15 protein-coding genes and 1 tRNA gene are annotated in these 21944 nt (G+C 71.6%); 12 read left to right on the plus strand and 4 right to left on the minus strand.

Annotated features, from left to right (window positions below; genetic code table 11):
* Position 1: 1 nt before the first annotated feature.
* Entirely contained in the window at positions 2 to 3610 is a 3609-nt protein-coding gene (mfd, locus tag ABRP24_RS07880; protein WP_349849732.1) for a transcription-repair coupling factor, read from the plus strand.
* A 159-nt stretch (positions 3611 to 3769) separates the two neighbouring features.
* On the opposite strand, the gene nhaA is transcribed toward mfd, so the two are convergent.
* The gene (gene nhaA / locus ABRP24_RS07885; RefSeq protein WP_111033598.1) at positions 3770 to 4948 is read right to left on the minus strand and encodes a Na+/H+ antiporter NhaA; all 1179 of its coding nucleotides are present in this window, start codon (positions 4946 to 4948) and stop codon (positions 3770 to 3772) included.
* A 90-nt stretch (positions 4949 to 5038) separates the two neighbouring features.
* On the opposite strand from nhaA, the gene ABRP24_RS07890 reads away from it, so the two are divergent.
* The 8 genes from ABRP24_RS07890 (at position 5039) to ABRP24_RS07925 (ending at position 13216) form a co-directional block, all read left to right on the plus strand.
* A complete protein-coding gene (locus ABRP24_RS07890; RefSeq protein WP_349849730.1) occupies positions 5039 to 5758 on the plus strand; it encodes a MazG family protein in 720 nt (239 codons plus the stop codon).
* A 270-nt stretch (positions 5759 to 6028) separates the two neighbouring features.
* Positions 6029 to 7273: a histidine--tRNA ligase gene (gene hisS / locus ABRP24_RS07895; protein WP_349849728.1), complete on the plus strand. Its 1245-nt coding sequence runs from the start codon at positions 6029 to 6031 to the stop codon at positions 7271 to 7273.
* A gap of 123 nt (positions 7274 to 7396) precedes the next feature.
* The gene (gene eno, locus ABRP24_RS07900) at positions 7397 to 8680 is read left to right on the plus strand and encodes a phosphopyruvate hydratase (protein WP_027464494.1); all 1284 of its coding nucleotides are present in this window, start codon (positions 7397 to 7399) and stop codon (positions 8678 to 8680) included.
* A gap of 342 nt (positions 8681 to 9022) precedes the next feature.
* The gene (locus ABRP24_RS07905; protein ID WP_111056958.1) at positions 9023 to 9556 is read left to right on the plus strand and encodes a septum formation initiator family protein; all 534 of its coding nucleotides are present in this window, start codon (positions 9023 to 9025) and stop codon (positions 9554 to 9556) included.
* A 76-nt stretch (positions 9557 to 9632) separates the two neighbouring features.
* Entirely contained in the window at positions 9633 to 10181 is a 549-nt protein-coding gene (locus ABRP24_RS07910) for a DUF501 domain-containing protein (protein ID WP_027464495.1), read from the plus strand.
* Positions 10182 to 10221: 40 nt separating this feature from the next.
* Entirely contained in the window at positions 10222 to 11697 is a 1476-nt protein-coding gene (locus ABRP24_RS07915; RefSeq protein ID WP_071246022.1) for an NAD(P)/FAD-dependent oxidoreductase, read from the plus strand.
* Positions 11698 to 11768: 71 nt separating this feature from the next.
* Positions 11769 to 11842: transfer RNA gene (locus ABRP24_RS07920), tRNA-Leu, on the plus strand.
* A 33-nt stretch (positions 11843 to 11875) separates the two neighbouring features.
* Positions 11876 to 13216 carry a threonine/serine exporter family protein gene (locus ABRP24_RS07925; protein WP_027464496.1) on the plus strand — a complete coding sequence of 447 codons (1341 nt, stop codon included), beginning with the start codon at positions 11876 to 11878 and terminating at the stop codon, positions 13214 to 13216.
* 66 nt (positions 13217 to 13282) lie between these two features.
* Here the strand turns inward: ABRP24_RS07925 and ABRP24_RS07930 are convergent, their stop codons facing one another.
* Together ABRP24_RS07930 and ABRP24_RS07935 are read right to left on the minus strand one after the other, a co-directional pair.
* The gene (locus ABRP24_RS07930; RefSeq protein WP_349849724.1) at positions 13283 to 14974 is read right to left on the minus strand and encodes an AMP-binding protein; all 1692 of its coding nucleotides are present in this window, start codon (positions 14972 to 14974) and stop codon (positions 13283 to 13285) included.
* A 196-nt stretch (positions 14975 to 15170) separates the two neighbouring features.
* Complete coding sequence (locus ABRP24_RS07935; protein WP_349849722.1) at positions 15171 to 17567, minus strand: Ig-like domain-containing protein; 2397 nt, start codon at positions 17565 to 17567, stop codon at positions 15171 to 15173.
* Positions 17568 to 17785: 218 nt separating this feature from the next.
* Here ABRP24_RS07935 and ABRP24_RS07940 point away from each other — a divergent pair, with 218 nt between their 5' ends.
* Together ABRP24_RS07940 and ABRP24_RS07945 are read left to right on the plus strand one after the other, a co-directional pair.
* Positions 17786 to 18367: a LemA family protein gene (locus ABRP24_RS07940; protein WP_027464499.1), complete on the plus strand. Its 582-nt coding sequence runs from the start codon at positions 17786 to 17788 to the stop codon at positions 18365 to 18367.
* A 19-nt stretch (positions 18368 to 18386) separates the two neighbouring features.
* Positions 18387 to 19289, plus strand: a complete 903-nt coding sequence (locus tag ABRP24_RS07945) for a M48 family metalloprotease (protein ID WP_349849720.1) — start codon at positions 18387 to 18389, stop codon at positions 19287 to 19289.
* A 4-nt stretch (positions 19290 to 19293) separates the two neighbouring features.
* Here the strand turns inward: ABRP24_RS07945 and ABRP24_RS07950 are convergent, their stop codons facing one another.
* Positions 19294 to 20577 carry a DNA glycosylase AlkZ-like family protein gene (locus tag ABRP24_RS07950; protein WP_349849718.1) on the minus strand — a complete coding sequence of 428 codons (1284 nt, stop codon included), beginning with the start codon at positions 20575 to 20577 and terminating at the stop codon, positions 19294 to 19296.
* A 93-nt stretch (positions 20578 to 20670) separates the two neighbouring features.
* On the opposite strand from ABRP24_RS07950, the gene ABRP24_RS07955 reads away from it, so the two are divergent.
* Positions 20671 to 21930, plus strand: coding sequence for an AI-2E family transporter (locus ABRP24_RS07955; RefSeq protein WP_051596497.1), 1260 nt, complete (start codon positions 20671 to 20673; stop codon positions 21928 to 21930).
* Positions 21931 to 21944: the final 14 nt, after the last annotated feature.

Here is a 21944-nt window from a genome sequence, read left to right on the forward strand (position 1 = left end):
AGTGACGATCTCGGGCATCATCCCTGCGCTCTCGCGCGCCTCCGCCTTCGATCGCGTGCTGCGCGCCGCACCGCGCGACGCCGACTTCTCCGTCGTGGACGGCCTGCGCGTGCCGCTGCTCGGCGCGCTGCTCGCCGAGCGCAACGGTCCGCAGTGCGTCCTCGTCATCACGGCGACCGGGCGTGAAGCCGAAGCGGTCCGCGAAGCGTTCGGCAGCTACGTCCCCGACGCCGACGTGCTCGAGTTCCCGGCGTGGGAGACCCTGCCGCACGAACGCCTCAGCCCGAGTGCGCAGACCGTCGGCACGCGCATCGCAACGCTCCGGAAGCTCGCGGCGTGGCAGGCGGCGGACCCGGCCGAGCGTCGCCAGACCATCGTCGTCGCGAGCGTCCGCGCCGCGCTGCAGCCGATCGCGAGCAACCTGACGTCCCTGGCGCCGGTGGTGCTGCGGACCGACTCGCGGGGCAACGACCTGGCGGCGATCGCGTCCCAGCTGGTGGACCTCGCCTACTCCCGCGTCGACCTCGTCACCCGCCGTGGTGAGTTCGCGGTGCGCGGTGGCATCCTCGACGTCTTCCCACCGACGGCCGACCACCCGGCACGCGTCGACTTCTTCGGCGACGAGATCGAGGCGATCAAGGCGTTCTCGGTCGCCGACCAGCGCACGACAGAGGACGACCTCGGCTCGGTCGAGCTCACCGCCTCGCGCGAACTCCTGCTCAGCGACGACGTCCGGCAGCGGGCGCGCGAGATGCTGCACGAGTTCCCGAACCTGTCCCAGATGCTCGCGAAGATCGCCGAGGGCATCCCGGTCGAGGGCATGGAGTCCCTCGCTCCGGCGCTCGTGCAGGACCTCGTGCCGATGACCTCCTACCTGCCGGACGACGCCACCATCGCGGTGTTCTCGCCCGAGCGGGTGAACGGCCGGGCGAACAGCCTCGCCGAGACGAACACCGAGTTCCTGCAGGCGGCCTGGAGCGCAGCGGTCGCGGGTGCACAGGCCCCGATCGACCTCGACGCCGGCAACTTCCTGACCGTGCAGCAGCTCAAGAACACCCGCGGCCAGCGCACCTGGTGGACGGTGTCGCCGTTCGACTCCGGCCTCGACGAAGGGGACACCGAGCGTGTCCTCACCGACGCCGAGGCCGCTGCCGAGGCCGGTGAGTACATCCGCGTCCGGGCCGAGGCCGTCCCGAGCTTCGCCGGCAGCGCCGACGGGGCGATCGCGCACGTCAAGTCGCTGACCGACGACGGGTGGGCCGTCGTGGTGACCGCGCAGGGCCAGGGCCTCGTCGAGCGTGCGGTGCAGGTGCTCGCCGACGCCGGGGTCGCCGCCCGTGCCGATGCCGTGACCGCGCCGCCCGAGCCCGGCGTCGCCGTCGTGACGACCGCGACCGTCGAGCACGGCTTCGCGATCCCCGACCCCCGCATCGCGGTCCTGAGCGAAGCCGAGTTCTACGGCCGCAGCGTCCAGCAGGGCGCCCGCACCGTCAAGAAGCTCGCGAGCCGGCGCAAGAACGTCGTCGACCCGCTGCAGCTCAAGCCGGGCGACGTCGTCGTGCACGCGACCCACGGCATCGGCAAGTTCGTCGAGCTCGTCAGCCGCGAGGTCTCCAGCGGTGGCCGCAACGCCGTGAAGACGCAGCGCGAGTACCTCGTGCTCGAGTACGCGCCGTCGAAGCGCAACTACCCGGGCGACAAGCTCTTCGTGCCGACCGACCAGCTCGACCAGCTGTCGCGCTACGTCGGTGGTGAGTCCCCGACCCTGTCGAAGATGGGCGGCTCGGACTGGTCCGCCGCCAAGTCGAAGGCCCGCAAGGCCGTCCGCGACATCGCCGTCGACCTGGTCAAGCTGTACTCGGCGCGGATGGCGTCGAAGGGGCACGCGTTCGGCCCGGACACCCCGTGGCAGCGCGAGCTGGAAGAGGCGTTCCCGTTCGCCGAGACCGCCGACCAGCTCACCACGATCGACGAGATCAAGCGCGACATGGAACGCCCGATCCCGATGGACCGCCTGCTGTCCGGCGACGTCGGCTACGGCAAGACCGAGGTCGCGATCCGTGCCGCGTTCAAGGCGGTGCAGGACGGCAAGCAGGTCGTCATGCTCGTCCCGACGACCCTGCTCGTCCGCCAGCACATGGAGACGTTCCAGGAGCGCTTCGCCGGGTTCCCCGTGCACCTGCGTGCCCTGAGCCGGTTCCAGACCGAGAAGGAGTCGAAGGAGACCATCGCCGGGCTCGCCGACGGCACGGTCGACATCGTCATCGCGACCCACCGGATCCTGTCGCAGGGCATCACCTTCAAGGACGTCGGGCTCGTCATCATCGACGAGGAACAGCGGTTCGGCGTCGAGCACAAGGACCAGCTCAAGAAGTTCAAGACGAACGTCGACGTCCTGGCGATGTCGGCGACCCCGATCCCGCGCTCGCTCGAGATGGCGGTCACGGGCATCCGTGAGATGTCGACCCTGGCGACCCCGCCCGAGGACCGCCACCCCATCCTGACCTTCGTCGGGCCCGAGTCCGACCTGCAGGTGGCGGCGGCGATCCGCCGCGAACTGCTGCGCGAGGGCCAGGTGTTCTACGTGCACAACCGCGTGAAGGACATCCAGTCGGTCGCCGCACACCTGGCCGAGATCGTGCCGGACGCCCGTATCGCCGTGGCGCACGGGCAGATGTCCGAGACCACCCTCGAGCAGGTCATGGTCGACTTCTGGGAGCGCCGCTTCGACGTCCTCGTCTCGACGACGATCATCGAGACGGGCCTCGACATCGCGAACGCGAACACGCTCATCATCGACAAGGCGGACAAGTACGGCCTGTCGCAGCTGCACCAGCTGCGCGGTCGTGTCGGCCGTGGGCGGGAGCGCGGGTACGCGTACTTCCTCTACGACTCCGACAAGCCGCTGTCCGAGACCGCGCAGGACCGCCTCGAGACCATCGCCGCGAACAACGAGCTCGGCGCGGGGATGCAGGTCGCCATGAAGGACCTCGAGATCCGCGGGGCCGGCAACCTGCTCGGCGGGGAGCAGTCGGGCCACATCGCGGGCGTCGGGTTCGACCTGTACCTGCGGATGATCGGCGAGGCGGTGTCGCAGTTCCGTGGCGACGTCGCCGAGGGGCAGACCGAGCTCCGGCTCGAGATCCCCGTCGACGCGCACATCCCCGAGGACTACGTCGAGTCCGAGCGACTCCGGCTCGAGGCGTACCAGAAGCTCTCGGCGGCCTCGGCCCCGACGGCCCAGCCGAACGCGATCGACATGGTGCTCGACGAGCTCACCGACCGCTACGGGCAGCCGCCGCAGGCCGTGCAGACCCTGGTCGAGGTCTCCCGTCTCCGTCGCATGGCGCAGCAGGTCGGCCTGTCCGACGTCGTGGTGATGGGCTCGAACCTGCGGGTCGCCGGCAAGGAGCTCGCCGACTCGTCGCAGGTGCGCCTGAAGCGCATGTTCCCGGGGGCGCGCTGGTTCCCGCAGCAGAACGCGACGAGTATCCCGATGCCGCGTCCGCACGACCAGGCGCTGCCGGACGACGCCCTCATCCAGTGGGTGGAGAGCATCCTCACCGCCGTGTACGGGGCGACGACCCCGGCCGAGGCGCCGGCCGCGTAGACGCGAGCGGAGACGGACAGGAGGCACGGTGCGGGCCCGCACCGTGCCTCCAGTCCGTCATCGGCCACGTCCACGGCGCGCACGCTGTTCGCGACCATCCACGCGTCGAACGACGCGTGCTCTGTCGCGGAACGGGTGTGAACCCCGGCCCGCGACCCGTTACTCGGTGTCCTCGGCCTCGGACAGCTCGCGGCGCGCGCGGTACGCCCGCGCCCGCAGGGTGACGACGACCGCCGACGCGACGATGGCGATGCCCGAGCCGACGAGCACGGCGAGGACGCCCTCGTCGAGGATCTCCTCGTTGCGGGCGAACGCCAGCTCGTTCATGAGCAGCGACACCGTGAACCCGATGCCGCCGAGCACGCCGACGGTGATGATCGAGAAGAACGACAGCGACGAGCGGCCGGGCGAGCGGAAGATCCGCGTGGCGATCGTGCCGAACAGCGTGATGCCGATGACCTTGCCGACCGGCAGTGCGAGGACGACCGCCCAGAACGTGGGGGAGAGCTCGCTGATGCCGACCGAGGGGATGATGACGGCGGCCGACGCGAACGCGAACACCGGCAGCACGATGGCGTTCGACCACGGCTCGACGTTCTCGTGCAGGGTGTGGCCCGGGCGTCGGGGCAGCACGAGCCCGAGGGCGACGCCGGCGATCGTGGCGTGCACACCTGAGTGGTAGACGAGCCACCAGGTCAGGAGCCCGACCACGACCATCGCCACGATGACGAGCGTCTGCCCGCTGCGCCCCGGACGGAGCATCCGGCCGAGCAGCCAGAACGCCGCGAGGGTGACGACAGCGCCCGCGAGGGCCAGGAAGTCCGTGTCGTGGGCGAACACCACGGCGATGATGATGATCGCGATGAGGTCGTCGAGCACGGCCAGCGCGAGCAGGAACACCCGGATGCCGCTCGGCAGCCCGCGACCGAACATGGCGAGCACCCCGAGCGCGAACGCGATGTCCGTCGCCGTCGGGATCGGCCAACCGTGCGTGTACTGCGTGCCCGCGGTGACGAGCAGGAAGATGCCGGCCGGGACGAGCACGCCGCCGACCGCCGCGATGGCGGGGATGATCGCGGTCTTGGGGTTCGACAGCTCGCCGTCGACGAGTTCCTGCTTCAGCTCGATCGCGACGAGCAGGAAGAAGACCGCGAGCAGGCCGTCGCTGATCCAGTGCGCGATCGACAGGTCGAGGCCGAGGGCACCGAGCGGCAGGTGCGCGTCGAGCAAGCGTTCGAGGCCGGGGCCGATCGGGGAGTTCGCCACGACCAGGCCGAGCACGGCGGCGGTGAGGAGCGCGATGGCGCTGAAGCGGGGGGAGCGGACGAGGGACGACATGGATCTCCGTCTCGAGGGGTCGGGTGAGTGTCCGTCGACCAGACTTCCCGACACACCACGGCCAGTCTACGCGGGTGGCACGATGACCAGATGACCGCCGTACCGGACCTCGTGACCGTCGTCGACCACCTGCTCGCCGAGGACGGCGGGTGCGTCTGGAACCGGGCACAGACCCACGCCTCGCTCGCGCGCTACGCCGTCGAGGAGTCGTACGAACTCGTCGACGCCATCGACGACGGCGACCCGGACGACGTCCGCGAGGAACTCGGCGACCTGCTCTACCAGGTGGTCCTGCACGCGGGGATCGCCGCCCGCGCGGGGGACTTCACCCTCGAGGACGTCGCCGCCGGGGTGCGGGACAAGATGACCAGGCGGCACCCGCACGTGTTCGGCGACGAGACGGCGGACACCGTCGAGGACGTCGTGCGGGTCTGGCGTGCGGCCAAGGCAGCCGAGAAGGCGAGCCGGCGGAGTGCGTTCGACGGGGTGCCGCGGGCGATGCCGCCGCTGGAGCGTGCGGTGAAGCTGCTGGAGCGCCTGGAGGAACGTGGGGACGCCGACGCGGTCGTCGCGTCCGTCGTCGGGGCCGGTTCCGGCGTCGGCCTGGAGGCCCGTGGTGCGTCCGCCGCGTCCGCCGCGTCCGCCGCATCCGACGCGCCCGCGGACGACGGGGTGGGGACGGTCGACGCCGAGTGGGGGCGAGCGGTGCTCGGGGAGGTCGCGGCTGCGGCACGACGCGGGGTGGACCCGGTCGCGAGTCTGCGTGCCGCGGTGTCGGCGCTGGAGGAGGCCGGTCGGGCTGTGGAGTGATCCCCGGTCGGGAGATCGCTCCGGGCAGGGGAGAACGGGCGCCCTCCCAACCCGAAAAAGAGAGGGCGCCCGTGAGCGGGCGTCGGCTCCACCAGGGAGAGGGGCCGACAGGGAAGCCCGCTCGAACCGCGGGACGCACTGCAGCACGTCGCCCCGCGAATCGGTCCGGAGCGTGGATCAGGCACGATCCGGACCGAGGTTCTGCATGCAGTATGCCAGTGGGTCGGCACGCGCGCAAGCCGGAGACGCCCGTCTGCCAGAATTGACCGCATGGCAACGACCGTGACGGCACCCCGTGGCATGCGTGACTTCCTCCCGGCGGACAAGGCCCGGCGCGAGCACGTGCTCGGTGTCGTGCGGGACGTCTACTCGCGGCACGGTTTCGACGAGATCGAGACCCCGGTGGTGGAGGACGCTGCGCGGCTGCACTCCGGGCTCGGCGGTGACAACGAGAAGCTGGCGTTCGCGGTGATGAAGCGCGGGCTCACCACCGAGGACCTGCAGGCCGCCGAAGCGCCGCTGGACCTCGCCGACCTCGGTCTCCGGTTCGACCTGACGGTCCCGCTGGCCCGGTTCTACGCCTCGCACCGCGCGGAGCTGCCGTCGGTGTTCCGATCCGTGCAGATCGCGCCGGTCTGGCGTGCCGAGCGCCCGCAGAAGGGTCGCTACCGCCAGTTCGTGCAGTGCGACATCGACATCCTGGGGGAGCCCGGGCAGCTCGCCGAGATCGAGCTCATCCGCGCGACGACCGCGGCCCTCGACGCCCTCGGGGTCAGCGGCACGACGATCCGGATCAACGACCGCCGGATCCTGCTGGCGCTCCTCGCGTCGTGGGGGATCACCGAGCCCGCCGCCGCCGACCGCGCGCTCATCAGGATCGACAAGCTCGACAAGATCGGCGCGGACGGCGTCGCGGCGGAGCTCCGCAGCGCCGTGGGCGCCGACCTGCCCGGGCTCGAGGACACCATCCGCGCGCTCGAGGCCGCCGACTGGACGTCGGTCGAGGGGGCGCCGTGGCTCGACGCCGAGGCCTTTGCCGACCTGCTCCGCCTGCGTGAGGCGCTGCCCGGGGTGGACCTGCGCTTCGACCCGACGCTCGTGCGCGGCATGGGGTACTACACGGGCACGATCTTCGAGGTCGCGCACCCCGACTTCGGCTACAGCCTCGGTGGCGGCGGCCGGTACGACGGGATGATCGGCCGGTTCCTCGGGCAGGACGTCCCCGCGGTCGGGTTCTCGCTCGGGTTCGAGCGGCTCGTCGACCTCGTGACCCTCCCGGAGTCCGCCGAGGCCGACGCCGTCGTGCTCGTGTACGACAAGGACGTCGACCCGGTCCGGCTCGCCGCGCTGAAGACCGAGGCGCTGGCGTCCCACCGACGCGTCCGGCTCGAGCGCCGCACGAAGAACACGAAGAACCTGCTCGCCGGCCTCGCCGCCCAGGGCTTCACGGCGTTCGCCACCGTCTCGGCGGACACCGCGTCGCTCGAGGGCGTCGCGTTCCGCCCGCTCGACTGAGCACCCAGTCCTCGTTCCAGCACGGACTCGTCCACAGCGGGGCGTCACGGCCGACGTCGTGTTCACCTCCGCTCGCTAGGATCGACACCGCAATCACCACAACCAATGTGTAGGGAGTACCCCGTGGCCCTGATCGATGCCGTAGGCGCACGCGAAGTCCTCGATTCCCGAGGCAACCCGACGGTCGAGGTCGAGGTCCTCCTCGACGACGGCGTCGTGTCCCGCGCGCTCGTCCCGTCCGGTGCATCCACCGGCGCGTTCGAGGCGTACGAGCTGCGCGACGGCGACGCCTCGCGCTACGGCGGCAAGGGCGTGCTCAAGGCCGTCGACGCCGTCCTCGACGAGATCGGCCCGGCGCTCGAGGGCTTCGACGCCACCGACCAGCGCCTCGTCGACGCCGCGCTCATCGAGCTCGACGGCACCGAGAACAAGTCCCGCCTCGGCGCGAACGCGATCCTCGGTGCCTCGCTCGCCGTGGCCCGTGCCGCAGCCGACTCGGTCGACCTGCCGCTCTTCCGTTACCTCGGCGGCCCGAACGCGCACACGCTGCCCGTCCCGCTGATGAACGTCGTCAACGGTGGTGCCCACGCGGACACCAACGTCGACATCCAGGAGTTCTTCCTGGTGCCCTACGGCGCCGAGTCCTTCTCCGAGGCACTCCGCTGGGGCGTCGAGACCTACCACGCCCTCAAGGGCGAGCTGAAGAAGCAGGGCCTGGCCACCGGCCTCGGCGACGAGGGCGGCTTCGCGCCGGAGCTCGCGTCGAACCGCGCGGCGCTCGACTTCCTGCTCACCGCGATCGAGAAGGCCGGCTACACGCCCGGCAAGGACATCGCCGTCGGCCTCGACGTCGCGTCCACCGAGTTCTTCTCGGACGGCAAGTACCAGTTCGAGGGCAAGCAGCTCTCGAGCCAGGAGTTCACCTCCTACTTCGCCGAGCTCGTCGCGAACTACCCCCTCGTCACCATCGAGGACCCGCTGGCCGAGGACGACTGGGAAGGCTGGTCGCACCTGACCGCCGAGCTCGGCGACAAGGTCCAGATCGTCGGCGACGACCTGTTCGTCACCAACCCGAAGCGTCTGCAGCGGGGCATCGACGAGAAGGCCGCGAACTCGATCCTCGTCAAGGTCAACCAGATCGGCACGCTCACCGAGACCCTCGACGCGGTCTCGCTCGCGCACCGTCACGGCCTGACCTCGATCCTGTCGCACCGCTCCGGCGAGACCGAGGACACCACGATCGCGGACATCGCGGTCGCGGTCGACGGTGGCCAGATCAAGACCGGCGCACCGGCCCGCTCGGACCGCGTCGCGAAGTACAACCAGCTGCTCCGCATCGAGGAAGAGCTCGGCGACGCCGCGGTGTACGCCGGTCGCTCGGCCTTCCCGCGCGCCGCGTCGCTGTAACCAGCCCGGCCAGCAGTACCCGCACCACCGAGACGCCGTCCTCCTCCGGGAGGACGGCGTCTCGTCGTGTGTGCCGCCCCGGAGTGCCGAGCGGTCAGGACGTGCCGCCCGCCCTGCGTCGAGTGGTCGTGAGTCGTCGGTTGGTCCGGGCCTGGCCGACAGGACGTGACCACCGGACGTGCGCCGGGCGGTGTGTGGTGACCGCTCCAGGTGCGGGGCCGCAGGGGCGGGCCGGAGCCGTGCCTCCCGGCTGCCTCGACGTGACGACGCGAGACGCTGAGAGGGCGCCGAACGGCCGCGTGCCGGGCGGCCGGACCGACCGCGCCGGGTTATCGTCGGAGCGTGCCCAGCCAGAAGCCCCGCGTCCGCCGCGTCCCCGTGGCGATGCCCGACGGCAGCACGCCCGCGCAGCCCTGGTACCGCTCGATCCACTTCTCCGGGTTCAGCCTGCTCATGCTCGCGATCATCGTGCTCTTCGTGGTGGTGCTCGCGCCGTCGCTCCGGACGCTCATCCAGCAGCAGGAGCAGATCGCCCAGCAGCAGCACGAGGTCGCGAGTCAGAAGGCCGACGTCGCGCAGAAGAAGCAGGACGTCGCACGCTGGGACGACCCGGCGTACATCGAGGCACAGGCCCGCGACCGACTGCTCTACGTGTACCCGGGCGAGGAGAGCTACCTCGTGATGGGCGCCGAGGACGAGGCCGCCGACAAGACCCCCACCACCGACTCCGGCACCCCCGTGAGCGCGAAGGTGCAGACGCCCAAGGTCGACTGGGTGCAGGCGATGCTCTCGTCGGTGCTGCAGTCCGGGCTCACCGACGAGCGGGCAGCCGACCTCGTCGCCCCCGACGTCTCCGGGACGGGCGACAGCAAGTAGTCCCGGACCGCAGGGCGCGGAGCCGTCCGGCCCGACGGTGCGAGGGGTTCCGCTTCTCCGGTAGGCTCACGTTCCCGTGACGACCCCTCCCTTCGACCCGCCCTCCGACCGCGACGTCCAGGTCGTGTCGGCGCAGCTCGGCCGACCGGCACGTGACGTCATCGGGATCGCGGCACGCTGCGTCTGTGGCAACCCCACCGTCGTCTCCACGAAGCCCCGGCTGTCGAACGGCACCCCGTTCCCGACGTTCTACTACCTGTGCCACCCCGCGGCCACCGCTGCGGTCAGCACCCTCGAGGCCAACCAGGTGATGCCCGAGCTGGCAGCACTGCTCGAGGACCCCGAAGTCGCCGCGCAGTACCGCGCGGCCCACGAGTCCTACCTGGCCGATCGCGAGTCGATCGAACACGTCGACGAGATCGACGGCATCAGCGCCGGTGGCATGCCCACCCGCGTGAAGTGCCTGCACGCCCTCGTCGGCCACGCCCTCGCCGCCGGACCCGGCGTCAACCCCATCGGCGACCTCGCGCTCGAGCGCGCGGACTGGTCGCCCTCCCGGTGTGCATGCCGGGCGTATGATGACGGTGCAGACGCTGGAGTCGGGGCGGGTGGCGGCGAAGTCTGACTCGACTCCCGCACACCCCCATCCAAGGAGATCATCCCCCGTGCCCAAGATCCTCGTCGTCGGCGGCGGTTACGCCGGTTTCTACACCGCATGGAAGCTCGAGAAGCACCTTCGCCAGGGCGAAGCCGAGGTCGTCATGGTGGACCCGCTGCCGTACATGACGTACCAGCCGTTCCTGCCCGAGGTCGCCGCCGGCTCCATCGAGCCGCGTCACGCGGTCGTCGCGCACCGTCGTCACCTCAAGAAGACCCGCGTCGTCACGGCGAAGGTCACCAAGGTCGACCACGCCACCAAGACGGCGACGATCACCCCGACCGAGGGCGAGGCGTGGGAGGAGTCCTACGACCAGATCGTCATGACCGCCGGCGCGGTGTCCCGCACGTTCCCGATCCCGGGCGTCGCGGACGAGGCCATCGGCCTGAAGACCATCGAGGAAGCCGCGTCCATCCGTGACCGCATCCTCAGCAACTTCCACAAGGCGGCGAACCTGCCGGCCGGTCCCGAGCGCGACCGCCTGCTCACCGTCGTCGTCGTCGGTGGTGGCTTCGCCGGCATCGAGGTGTTCGCCGAGCTCCGCTCCTTCGTCACCGACCTGCTGAAGAGCCACCCGCAGCTGTCGTTCGACGACACGCACTTCCACCTGGTCGAGGCGATGGGCCGCATCATGCCCGAGGTCTCGCTCGAGACCTCGCACTGGGTGCTCAAGAACCTCGCCGAGCGTGGCGCGACCGTGCACCTCGAGACCCAGCTGGCCTCGGCCGTGGGTGGCGTCTGCGAGCTCAAGACGAGCGACGGCGCGATCGAGACCATCCCGTCCGACCTCATCATCTGGACCGCCGGCGTCATGGCGAACCCGATGGTCAAGGGCACCGACTTCCCGCTCGAGCAGCGTGGCCGCATCCGCGTGCAGCCCGACCTGCGCGTGGTCGACGACAACGGCGTGATCGCCGACGCATGGGCCTGCGGCGACGTCGCGGCCGTGCCGGACCTGACCGGTGGCGGTGTCGGTGGGTTCTGCGTGCCGAACGCCCAGCACGCCGTGCGCCAGGCCAAGCAGCTCGCGAAGAACGTCGTCGCGACCATCCGTGGCGAGGCGACGACCGACTACAAGCACGAGAACCTCGGCGCCGTCGCGGGTCTCGGCCTGGGCACCGGCGTGTTCCAGTCCGGCAAGTTCGCCATGAAGGGCTTCCTGGCCTGGGGCGCCCACCGCGGCTACCACGGCCTGGCCATGCCGTCGTGGGAGCGCAAGTGGCGCGTCATCGGCGACTGGGTCGGTGGCTTCTTCCTGGGCCGCGACATCGTGTCGCTCGACGACCGCGAGACCCCGCGTGCCGCGTTCGAGGCGTTCGCGTCCCGTCCGAAGCCCGCTGCCGAGGCCCCGGCCGCGCCCGCCGCAGCCCCGGCTCCGGAAGAGGGCAAGGTCGCCGGTGCGGCCGGCCCCGTGTACGGCGAGCCCGCGAAGGACGTCTCCAACGCCGCCGAGCCGGTGACGGCCCCGGCCGACGCCAAGTAGCACCACTCGTCACGAAGGCGGTCACCTGCGAAGGGTGGCCGCCTTCGTGCATCGGTAGGCTGTTGCGGCCCGCCCCCGTGGCCCAATCGGTAGAGGCATGCGACTTAAAATCGCCGAGTTGTGGGTTCGAGTCCCACCGGGGGTACCGAACACCGCACGCCCAGTAGCATCGACGATCGTGGTCGGACTCGGAAGCGCACTCGCCAACCTGCAGAACGCCCTCCGCCGACCGGAGGCCCACGTCGAGGTCGTCGACGGCGAGAGCGTCCCGGTCGGCATGCTCCTCGGCACCCTCGGAGCCCTGCTCCTGGACGCCGGCAGCTCCGTCACCGACGTCCGGTCGGCGCTCGAGAAGGCCCGGGACGCCGCCGGGGTCGGACCGACGCTCGCGATCGGCGTCCTGCCCGCCCTGGTGATGGTGAGCGAGGTCTCGACGGGCGCCGCCACCATCGTCAACGCCGAGGGCGTCGAACTGTCGTCCCGCCAGGCCGCCCGCGCCAACCGCGTCGTGCTCGGGCTCGAGAGCGGCTCCATCGCCCTCGCCGAGATCCCCGCCCGCGTCCGGGCCATCCGCGCCGGTACCGTCCCGCCGCCCGCCCTGCCGTGGATCCTCGGCAACGCCCTGACCTCGGCCGGCCTGGCCGTCGTCTTCCGCTGCCCCTGGTGGGCGATCGTCCTGGCGCTCGTCGTCGGTGGTCTGGTCGGCGTGATCGGACTGGTCCTCCGGCGGTTCCGCGAAGCCGTGGCGATCATCCCGTTCCTGGCCGCGTTCGTGTCGACGGCGATCGTCGGCCTGGTCGCCGCGGGCACCGGGTTCGAGCAGGTCCCGCTCTTCGCGGTCTGCGCCCCGGTCGCGGTGTTCGTCCCCGGCGCGCTCATCACCAACGCCTTGCTCGAACTCACCGCCGCGGACATCGTCACCGGGTCGTCGCGGCTGGTGCAGGGGCTCATCATGCTCGGCTTCATGGCCGCCGGCATCGCGTCCGGCAGCGCCCTGACCGGGTTGCACGTCGATCCGTCGTCGGCCGCGCTCGTCGGCGAGGTCGCGGGGGTCGGCACGGACCTGGCCGGCTGGGAGTCCGTGCCGGCGTACTGGGTGTCGTGGGTGGCCGTCGTGGTGCTCGCGGTCGGGCTCGGTCTGGTGTTCCGGTCCGGGTGGCGCCTGACGCTCGTGTCGGTGGCGGTCATGGTCACCGCCTACGCCGTGGTGAGCACGACGACGCCGCTCTGGGGCAGCGTCGTCGCGACCGGGGCCGCGGCGGCGCTGCTGTTCGTCGCGACCCGGTTGCTCGAGCGGCTCGTGCCGGCGATCCCGGCGACGGTGTCGTTCTTCCCGGCGTTCCTGCTGCTCGTGCCGGGGACGGTCGGGCTGGTGGCGGTGGCCACCTTCGACCCGGAGGCGCTCGCGACCCCGCTCGCGACCTTCGTCAGCCTGTGCATCGGGACGAAGATCGGCGGGCTCCTGCCCGGCCTCTTCGCCCGCAACGCGCCCCGGCGCGCGGTGGACGCGACCAGCTGACGACCTGGAGGCCGTGGCGGTGCCGCCACGGGCCTCCAGGTCGTCACCGGTCGCGTGCCGGGCCCGCTACGGCTCGATCAGCCGGCCGGCTGCCGCATCCGCCGCGGCCGTGTCCTTCGCCAGGTAGTGCACCTTCTTGCCGGTGGCGTTGTAGGGGACGTCCGTGACGAAGCGGTACCGCCGCGGACGCTTGTACCGGGCGAGGCCCGGGTGGGAGCCGGTCCACTCCTCGAGCGCGGCCGCTGCCTCGGAGTCGTCGGCCGGCAGTCGGTCGCCGGCACGGACGACGTACGCCGTGACGACCTCGCCCCACCGCGGGTCCGGCACACCCACCACGATGGAGTCGGCGACCCCGGGGTGCTCCTGCAACACCGCCTCGACCTGGACGGGGTGCACGTTCTCGCCGCCGGAGATCACCATGTCGTCCTTGCGGCCCACGATCGTGACCCGCTCGTGCTCGTCCCACGTGGCGAGGTCGCCGGGGTAGAACCAGCCGTTCGCGAACTTCTCCGCCTCGAGCCCGGGGTTCCGGTACGAGTAGCCGGACTTCACGGTGCGCACGGCGAACTCGCCGATCTCGGTGCCGTCCTTCGCCACCGTGTCGGTCGGGTCGGCCAGGCGGTCCTCGTGCACGCGGACGACGGCGACGTCGTCGTCGGTCGATGCGCGACCGGTGGAACCGGCGCCGTCCGGGAAGTCCTCGGGGCGCAGGAACGTGTTCCAGAAGGTCTCGGTGGTGCCGTAGCCGTTGAAGATCCGCGGCGACAGCAGCTCCTGGTACCGCAGTGCCGCGGCTCGGTCGAGTGGTGCGCCCATCGTGACGATGCCGTTGAGGCTCGACAGGTCCCGCGCCCGGCGTTCCTGCGCGTCGGCGAGCTGCACCAGGTTCGGCGGAGCGCCGATCAGGAACGTCAGGCGTTCGGACTCGACCAGGTCGAGCACCCGGTCGGCGTCGAAGTGGCGCAGCGTCGTGAGCTCCGCGCCGACGTAGAACACCGGGTTCGGGCCGCCGGAGTACAGGCCGCCGCGGTGGAACAGTGGCGACATGTTGAGCGTCTTGTCGAACGGACTGAGCGGGAAGTGCATGACCACGTCGTGCGCGCTGAGCACCTCGACCAGGCTCGGCAGGGGGACGGGCTTCGGACGACCGGTGGTGCCCGAGGTGTAGAGCCGGGTGGACTCGTCGTAGGTGCTGCGCGGACCGATCGCCGCGAGTTCCCCGGGGGAGAGGGGCTCGGACGCGAGCAGCTCGGCGAACCGGTCGTGGTCGCCGCCGACCGGGACGACCTGGTCCGGCCGGTGCGGCGACGACCCCAGCGCAGCGGTGATCGCACTCGTCCGCTCGGTGTCGTGCACCAGGACGGCGGGTGCGGAGTCCTCGATGATGAAGGCGACCTCGTCCGGGGCGAGCCGGAAGTTCGTCGGCGAGAACACCGCGCCGATGCGGTGGCAGGCCAGGTAGAGCATCGCGAACTCGGGTGTGTTGAACAGCTCGACCATCACGACCGAACCCCGTCCGCCACCGTGCCGGACGAGCCACCCGGCGATCCGGTCGACGACGTCGCCGAGTTCGGCGTAGGTCCACGAGCGGTCCGTCTCCGGCTCGCGCAGCGCGGGTCGGCCGGCGAAGCGGTGGGTGTTGCGGGCGAAGCCGTTGGCGTAGGTGAAGCTGCCCTCGAACACCTCGCGGAAGCGCGTCGCGTCGTAGTCGGACCGGGTGTCCGTGTCGGGGTGGCTGTCGGGTCGGGTGTCGGTCATCATCGCTCCTGCCGCGGTCGTGCGGTGCACACCGACCGTCCTGCGCAGGCACCGGTCACGAGGCGCCGCTGCACCGCTGGTCCGGTGCGGCGTGGTCGTCCGATCGTCACACTAGCCCGCTGTCCGCGAACCGGCCCGGATGTGCGTCTTCTGTCCCGGGGCGGTGCGGAGCGCCGCTCTGGAGGCCCGGCTCGGCTCAGACACGTGCCGCGCGCCGGTCACTGCGCAGCCAGACCAGGGCCGCGATCGCGGCCACCACACAGGCCGCGGCGATCCCGACGAGCAGGGCCGGTGCGGCGTGCGTGCCGGTCGTCCCCGAGTAGACCGCCGTCGTCAGCGCCACGGCGACCACCGCGAGCGCGACGTACCGACCGCGGGAGGCGGCGAGCAGCGCGCTGCCGGCGGACCCCGCGACGGGAAGCAGGGTCGCGACCACGGCACCGAGGCCACCGACGCACAGGGTGATGGCGAACTCCGACCCGAGCGACACCCAGAAGCCCCCGCCGGCGAGCAGGCTGTGCAGCACCCAGCCGGCCGCGGCGAGGCTGAGCAGGGCCAGCACCCGCCAGGTCGCACCCCGGGCGCTCGTGGCGATCCCGGTGCCCAGGCGGAGCGGGCCGGTCCCCAGTCCGGGGCGGCCGGACGGCACGAGGACGACACCGACGATGAGGGCGGGGGAGAGGTCGGCCGCACGGGTGACGCCGCACGCCACGAGCGCTGCGAGGACGAGCCACGGCGACACCCGGAACCCGACGGCGCGGTGGTCGCTGCCGGCTGCCCACCGCGTGGCGAACACGACGGCGGCGGTCAGGACACCGGTGCCGGCGAGGACGGCGATCGCCAGACGGGCGTACCGGGCCTCGAGTTCGACGCCGACCCCGAGCAGGGTGCACAGCGCCGCGACGGACACCGCGATGGCGATGGACGCCCAGGTCGGCAGGACGTCGTCGCCCCGTGTGCGGTCCGACCGCGAGCGGTTGCGTCCGAGCAGCGCCGCGAACGGCGAGCGGAGGCGGCCGCGGGTGACCGCGGCCACGAGGGCGAGCGGCGCGGCGATGAGCAGGAGGAACCCGGCGGCGACGGCGGTGGCGACCAGGACGGTCCGCCACGAGAACGCGGCCTGGATGGTCGGGACGGTGCGGTCGTAGGTGGTCGCCGCGGTCCAGTCGCCCGCGGGTCCGGACCAGTCGGGGTGGCCTCCGGTGCTGCCGACGCCGGCCGGGGTGCTGCCGGTGCCGGTGCCGCTGCCAGTGCCGGTACCGTCGCCGTTGCTGGACCCGTTGCCGGTGCCTGCTGCGCCGCCGTCGTCGTTGCCGCCGTCGCCCCCGTGGCCGGCGGCATTCGTGCCGTTGGCGTTGCCGGTTCCGCCGTGGCCGGTCGTGCCGGGGGTGCCCGCCGTCGCGCTGGACCCCGGCGTCGACGTGCCCGGTGTCCCCGGGGTGTCCGTGGCGGCCGGCGTCGGTGCTGCGGTCGGGGTCGTGGTGGTGGTCCGCACCGTGACCCGCACGGCGGCTGACGACCGGGAGTAGTTGCCCGCGACGTCGTGCTGCGTCGCAGTGAGCTTGTGCCCGCCGGCGCGCAACGTCGACCCCGCGGTGGAGCACGACCACGAGGCGTCCGACCCCACCACCGCGCCGCACACCGGCGCACGGTCGACGTACACGGTCACGCGGGCGCCGGGTTCACCGGTCCCGGCCACCGTCGTCGAGCGGGTGCCGATGCGCTGGCCGTCGTCCGGGGTCGTGATGCGCGGGGCGGCCGGCGCCGTGCGGTCGACCGTGACCGTCACGGGAGCGGAGGCCGCGCTCCGCAGGTCGGACCGGTACCCGTCGGCCGTGCTGGCAGTCTGCGACGCCGTGACGGTGAACCGACCGTCGGCCCGGGTCCCCAGGGCGGCGACCCACCGGCCGTCTGCGCCGACCTGGGCGGTCTGCTGGGCCGAGGACCCGGACACCGAGAGCGTCACGGTCGATCCGGGGTACCCCGTGCCGGAGACCGTCCCGCCGGTGGGCCCGGCGGACGCGAGGGTCGGCGGGACGATGACGTCCGACGCCGGTGCGCTCGCGACGGGCAGTGCGGCGGTGAGGTCGCGCACCGTGAACACCTGGTGCGGACCGGAGCGGACGGTTCCGAGGCAGGCCCACGATCCGTTCGGGTCGACCCGGGTCGTGCACCCGGACGAACCCGTCGCGGCCGGACCCGTCACCCGGACCGCGTGCCCGGGGGTACCGGTGCCGTGGAAACGGGTCGTCCCCGTCGTGACGTCACCCGGATCGGCGATCGTGGGCCGCACGGCGGGACGGGTGGGTGTGGGCGTCGGAGCGCCCGGACGGCCGGTGTTCGGCGGGGCGATCTCGCTCGTCCCGGGCGTGGCGGTGGGAGCGGCGGCGGCCGGGGCTGCCGGGGCGTCCGCAGCGGCCGTGACGATCGACGGGCCACCCGCGGCGACCGCGACGGCCGGGGCTGCCGCGGCGCCGAGCAGGGCGGCGACGAGGACCGTCGTCGCCGCTGCGAGCAGGGCGAAGCGGGGACGACGACGAGGGCTGTCGCCCCCGACAGCCCCCTCGTCCACGTTCTCCCCGCTCGTGTTCACCGGACCCATCCCACGGGATCGGCGGCCTCCGGTCAATACACCTCGCGGATGAGGTTCGGTATCGGGCCGCAGTCCGGGAGCCCGGTGTGCGTGACTCGGGAATCGGCCGTGAACACTGCTCGAGGAACAGAGCATGCTCAGCGCGTCGATAGACTTCACGATGGCCGTTCAGGCCAACGCAGCACCGCGGATCCCGACGCGCAAAGGAGTACGCCCGCATGGACACCGGACTCGTCACGACGCTCATCGTCGTCGGAGTGGTGGTGGTCGTCCTGGTGATCATCGGGATCTACCTCTGGGTGACGTACAACTCCCTCGTCACGCTCAAGGTCCGGGTCGACGAGGCCTGGAGCGACATCTCGGTGCAGCTGAAGCGCCGCGCCGACCTCATCCCCACCATCGTGGACACGGTCAAGGGGTACGCCACGCACGAGAAGGCGGTCTTCGACGACGTGACGAAGGCCCGCGCCGAGACCCTGTCCGCCGGTGATGCCGACACGGCCTCCACGGCCGAGGGGCACATGCAGAAGGCGCTGAAGAGCGTGTTCGCGGTGGCCGAGGGGTACCCGCAGCTGCAGTCGAGCCAGAACTTCCTGCAGCTGCAGTCCGAGCTCGTCGACACCGAGGACAAGATCCAGGCCGCCCGCCGGTTCTACAACGGCGGAGTGCGTGAGCTGAACACGAAGATCCGGGTGTTCCCGAACTCCACGTTCGCGAAGAACCGCGGCTTCTCCGAGGCACCGTTCTTCGAGACGAACGAGCCGGCGGCCATCGCCGAGCCGCCGCGCGTCCAGTTCTGACCACAGCGTCGGATCCGACGTGTACAGCGCCATCGCGCGGAACAAGCGCAACACCGTGGTCATCGTCCTGGTGTTCCTGCTGATCATCGGCGCGCTCGGGTTCCTCGGCGGGTACCTCGCCGGCAACGTCTCGATCGGCTTCATCGTCCTCGTGGTCGCCCTCGGGTACGCGGTGCTGCAGTACTTCCTGGCGGCACGCCAGGCCACCGCGATCGCCGGTGGGGTCGAGATCGACCGTGTCTCCGAACCACGGCTGTGGCGGACCGTCGAGAACCTCGCCATCGCGACCGGCATGCCGATGCCCCGGGTGTTCGTCATCCCCGACCCCGCGCCGAACGCCTTCGCCACCGGGCGTGACCCCGAGCACGCGGTGGTGGCGGCGACGACGGGGCTGCTCGAGCTCATGGACGAGCAGGAGCTGCAGGGCGTGATGGCGCACGAGCTCGGACACGTCCGGAACTACGACATCCGGGTGTCGACGATGGTCTTCGGTCTCGTCGTGGCCGTCGGCCTCATCGCCGACGTCCTGCTCCGCATCTCGATCTTCAGCGGTCTGTCCGGCGGGCGGAACCGCAACTCGGACAACGGTGGCAGCGCCAACCCGGTGCTGCTCATCGCCGGGATCGTCGCCGTCATCGTGGCCCCGATCGCGGCGGCCGGCGTCCAGGCGGCGGTGTCCCGGCAGCGCGAGTACCTGGCCGACGCGACGGGCGCGATGACGACCCGTCACCCGGAGGGCCTGGCGCGGGCCCTCGAGAAGCTCGGTGCGTACGGTCGGCCGACGCAGACGCAGAACTCCTCGATGGCACACCTGTGGATCGCCGACCCGATGCGCCCCGGCGTGATGGACCGGCTGTTCTCCACACACCCGCCGCTGCCCGACCGCATCGCGCGGTTGCGGGCGAACGCCGACCGGTTCTGAGGGGTCAGCCGACGCCGTCGGCGGCCGAGTCGTCGGCCGACTCGACCGGTTCGGGGGCGTCCGCGTCGTCAGCGGACTCGTGCGGCACCAGGGGTACCCCGAGGGCTCCGGCGACGGCCGCAGCCGCGGTGCCGCGGTCGGTCACCTCGATCGCGCCGAGGCCCTGCCAGCTCGCGGTCCGTCGCAGTGTGTCGGCGAGGCGCTCGGGGTTCAGGTGCTCGCCCGGTTCCTGCCACGCGGTCCGGACGCGGAGCACACCGCGCTGCCGGTCGCTCTTCAGGTCGATGCGGCCGACGAGCCGGTCGTCCTGCAGCACCGGCAGCACGTAGTAGCCGAACACCCGCTTCGGGGCGGGCGTGTAGATCTCGATCCGGTAGTGGAAGCCGTACATCCGCTCGGCCCGCCGCCGGAACCAGACGACCGGGTCGAAGGGGCTCAGCACCGCGTCCGTGGTCATTTGCCGGGGGACCCGAGCGTTCGCGTGCAGCCACGCCCGCTCGCCCCAGCCCTCGACCCGCACCGGCAGGACCTCGCCGGCGTCGGTGAGCTCGGCGATCGCGGTGGCCGTGTCGTCGGAGCGCAGCCGGTAGTAGTCCGCGATGTCCGCTCGGGTGCCGATGCCGAGCGCCCGTGCGGCCTGGCGCACGAGTTCGAGCACGGCGTCGGCACGCGGCGGGGCGGTCTCGAGGAAGCCTGCGGGCAGCACCTGCTCCGGCAGGGCGTACACGCGCTCGAAACCGGCTCGTCCGGCGCTCACGGCCTCGCCCCAGCGGAACATCTGCTCGAGCCCGAGCTTCACGTCGCTCCACCCCCACCAGGGGCCGCGCCGAACGTTCGACTCGTGCTCCACCGCGCTCGCCCGCATCGGCCCCTCGGCTCGGAGCAGCGCGTGCAGTTCGCGCCGGACGGCAGCGGTCCGGGCGACGCCGTCGACCCCGGTCGGGCCGGCGTCACGCTCCCGCAGGGCGTCCATCCGCCACCGGAACAGCCGCAGGTCGTCGCGGGGGATGAACGCCGCCTCGTGCGCCCAGTACTCGGTGTACGGACCCGAGCGTCCGAGCGTCAGCCGGTCGAGCGTCGACCGGTCGTAGGCCCCGAGCCGGGCGAAGAGCGGCAGGTAGTGGCTGCGTTCGAACACGTTGACGGAGTCGATCTGCAGCAGCCCGAGCCGGCCGAACGCGGCGTTCAGCGCACGCGTCGAGACGGGTTCGGCGGGTGGTCGTCCGAACCCCTGCGCGGCGAGTGCGACCCGGCGGGCCTCGGCGGCGGAGAGCGTCGACCTGGGCATGCCGCGACGCTACCGAACCCCGCCGACATGAGGGTCCACGAACGTATGCCGTATCTGGCACCTGACGGGAAGCACATCGCTACACTCGGGCGCATGGCATGGGGAAGCAAGCAGACACATCCCGACCCCGTGGTCGAGGAATCCGTCCCGGTCGGCGTGCGCATCGCCGGTGCGTGGTCGTGGCGGGCGCTCGTCGTCGTGGGCGTGATCGCCGTCTTCATCTGGCTCGTCACGGTCTTCAGCGAGATCCTCATCCCGTTCCTGGTCGGCATCGTGGTCTCGGCGCTCCTCGTCCCCATCTCGAACTGGCTGCAGCGGCACCACGTGCCCAAGTGGCTCGCCGTCGTGATGAGCCTGCTCGGCGGCATCGCGGCGCTCGGTGGCCTGATCTGGCTCGTCGTCGACCAGATCATCGCGTCCTACCCCTCCCTGCGTGACCGGACGGTCGACCAGTACGCGAACATCAAGGACTTCGTCCTGAGCTCCGGGTTCGGCATCAGCCAGTCCGACGTCAACGGCTGGCTCGACGACGGCACGAAGTGGCTGCAGGACAACTCCGCGTCGATCCTGTCCGGGGTCGCCAGCGCGGGTTCGGGGGCCACGCACGCCTTCGAGGCGCTCTTCATCATCCTGTTCACCACGATCTTCCTGCTGATCGACGGCAAGAACGTCTGGCGCTGGTCCGTCCGGCTGTTCCCGAAGAAGGCGCGCGCTGCGGTCGACGGCGCCGGTGTCGCCGGCTGGATCACCCTGACGAGCTTCATCCGGGTCCAGATCTTCGTCGCGTTCGTCGACGCGGTCGGCATCGGCCTGGGCTCCTTCATCGTCGGGCTCTTCTTCGGCGGCATGCCGCTGGTCATCCCGATCGCAGCCTTCGTGTTCCTCGGTGCGTTCATCCCGGTCGTCGGTGCCATCGTCACCGGCTTCCTGGCGGTGTTCGTCGCGCTGATCTTCAACGGTCCCCTCGCGGCTGTCCTGGTGCTCGGGGTCGTGCTGCTGGTCCAGCAGATCGAGGGCCACATCCTGCAGCCGCTCGTCATGGGCAACGCGGTCAAGGTCCACCCGCTGGCGGTCGTCCTCGGCGTCACCGCGGCCTCCGGTCTCGCCGGCATCGCCGGAGCGTTCTTCGCCGTCCCGCTGATCGCGACGCTGAACGCCATGGTCACCACCATCGCGAGCGGACGCTGGCGGCGGCTCGACTCCGACCACGTCCTCGAAGCGACGCCGAAGCGCGGGCAGCACGGGCAGATCCAGTTGCTCCGACGCCGTCGGCACAAGGTCGGCGACGACGTCCCGGCACCGGGCGTCGACTCGGGTCCCTCGGCCGAGGAAGACACCGCCAGCACCAACTGAGCGTCACACGAGTT

Origin of the sequence: Curtobacterium sp. WHRI 8282, from assembly GCF_040223925.2 — a bacterium.
Classification (GTDB): Bacteria; Actinomycetota; Actinomycetes; order Actinomycetales; family Microbacteriaceae; genus Curtobacterium; species Curtobacterium flaccumfaciens.

Bases quoted from the DNA above. Each gene is read 5' to 3' on its own strand.
- nhaA (WP_111033598.1), bottom strand. From the start codon at position 4,948: ATGTCGTCCCTCGTCCGCTCCCCCCGCTTCAGCGCCATCGCGCTCCTC.
- ABRP24_RS07890 (WP_349849730.1), top strand. From the start codon at position 5,039: ATGACCGCCGTACCGGACCTCGTGACCGTCGTCGACCACCTGCTCGCC.
- hisS (WP_349849728.1), top strand. From the start codon at position 6,029: ATGGCAACGACCGTGACGGCACCCCGTGGCATGCGTGACTTCCTCCCG.
- ABRP24_RS07930 (WP_349849724.1), bottom strand. From the start codon at position 14,974: ATGACCGACACCCGACCCGACAGCCACCCCGACACGGACACCCGGTCC.
- ABRP24_RS07940 (WP_027464499.1), top strand. From the start codon at position 17,786: ATGGACACCGGACTCGTCACGACGCTCATCGTCGTCGGAGTGGTGGTG.
- ABRP24_RS07950 (WP_349849718.1), bottom strand. From the start codon at position 20,577: ATGCCCAGGTCGACGCTCTCCGCCGCCGAGGCCCGCCGGGTCGCACTC.
- ABRP24_RS07955 (WP_051596497.1), top strand. From the start codon at position 20,671: ATGGCATGGGGAAGCAAGCAGACACATCCCGACCCCGTGGTCGAGGAA.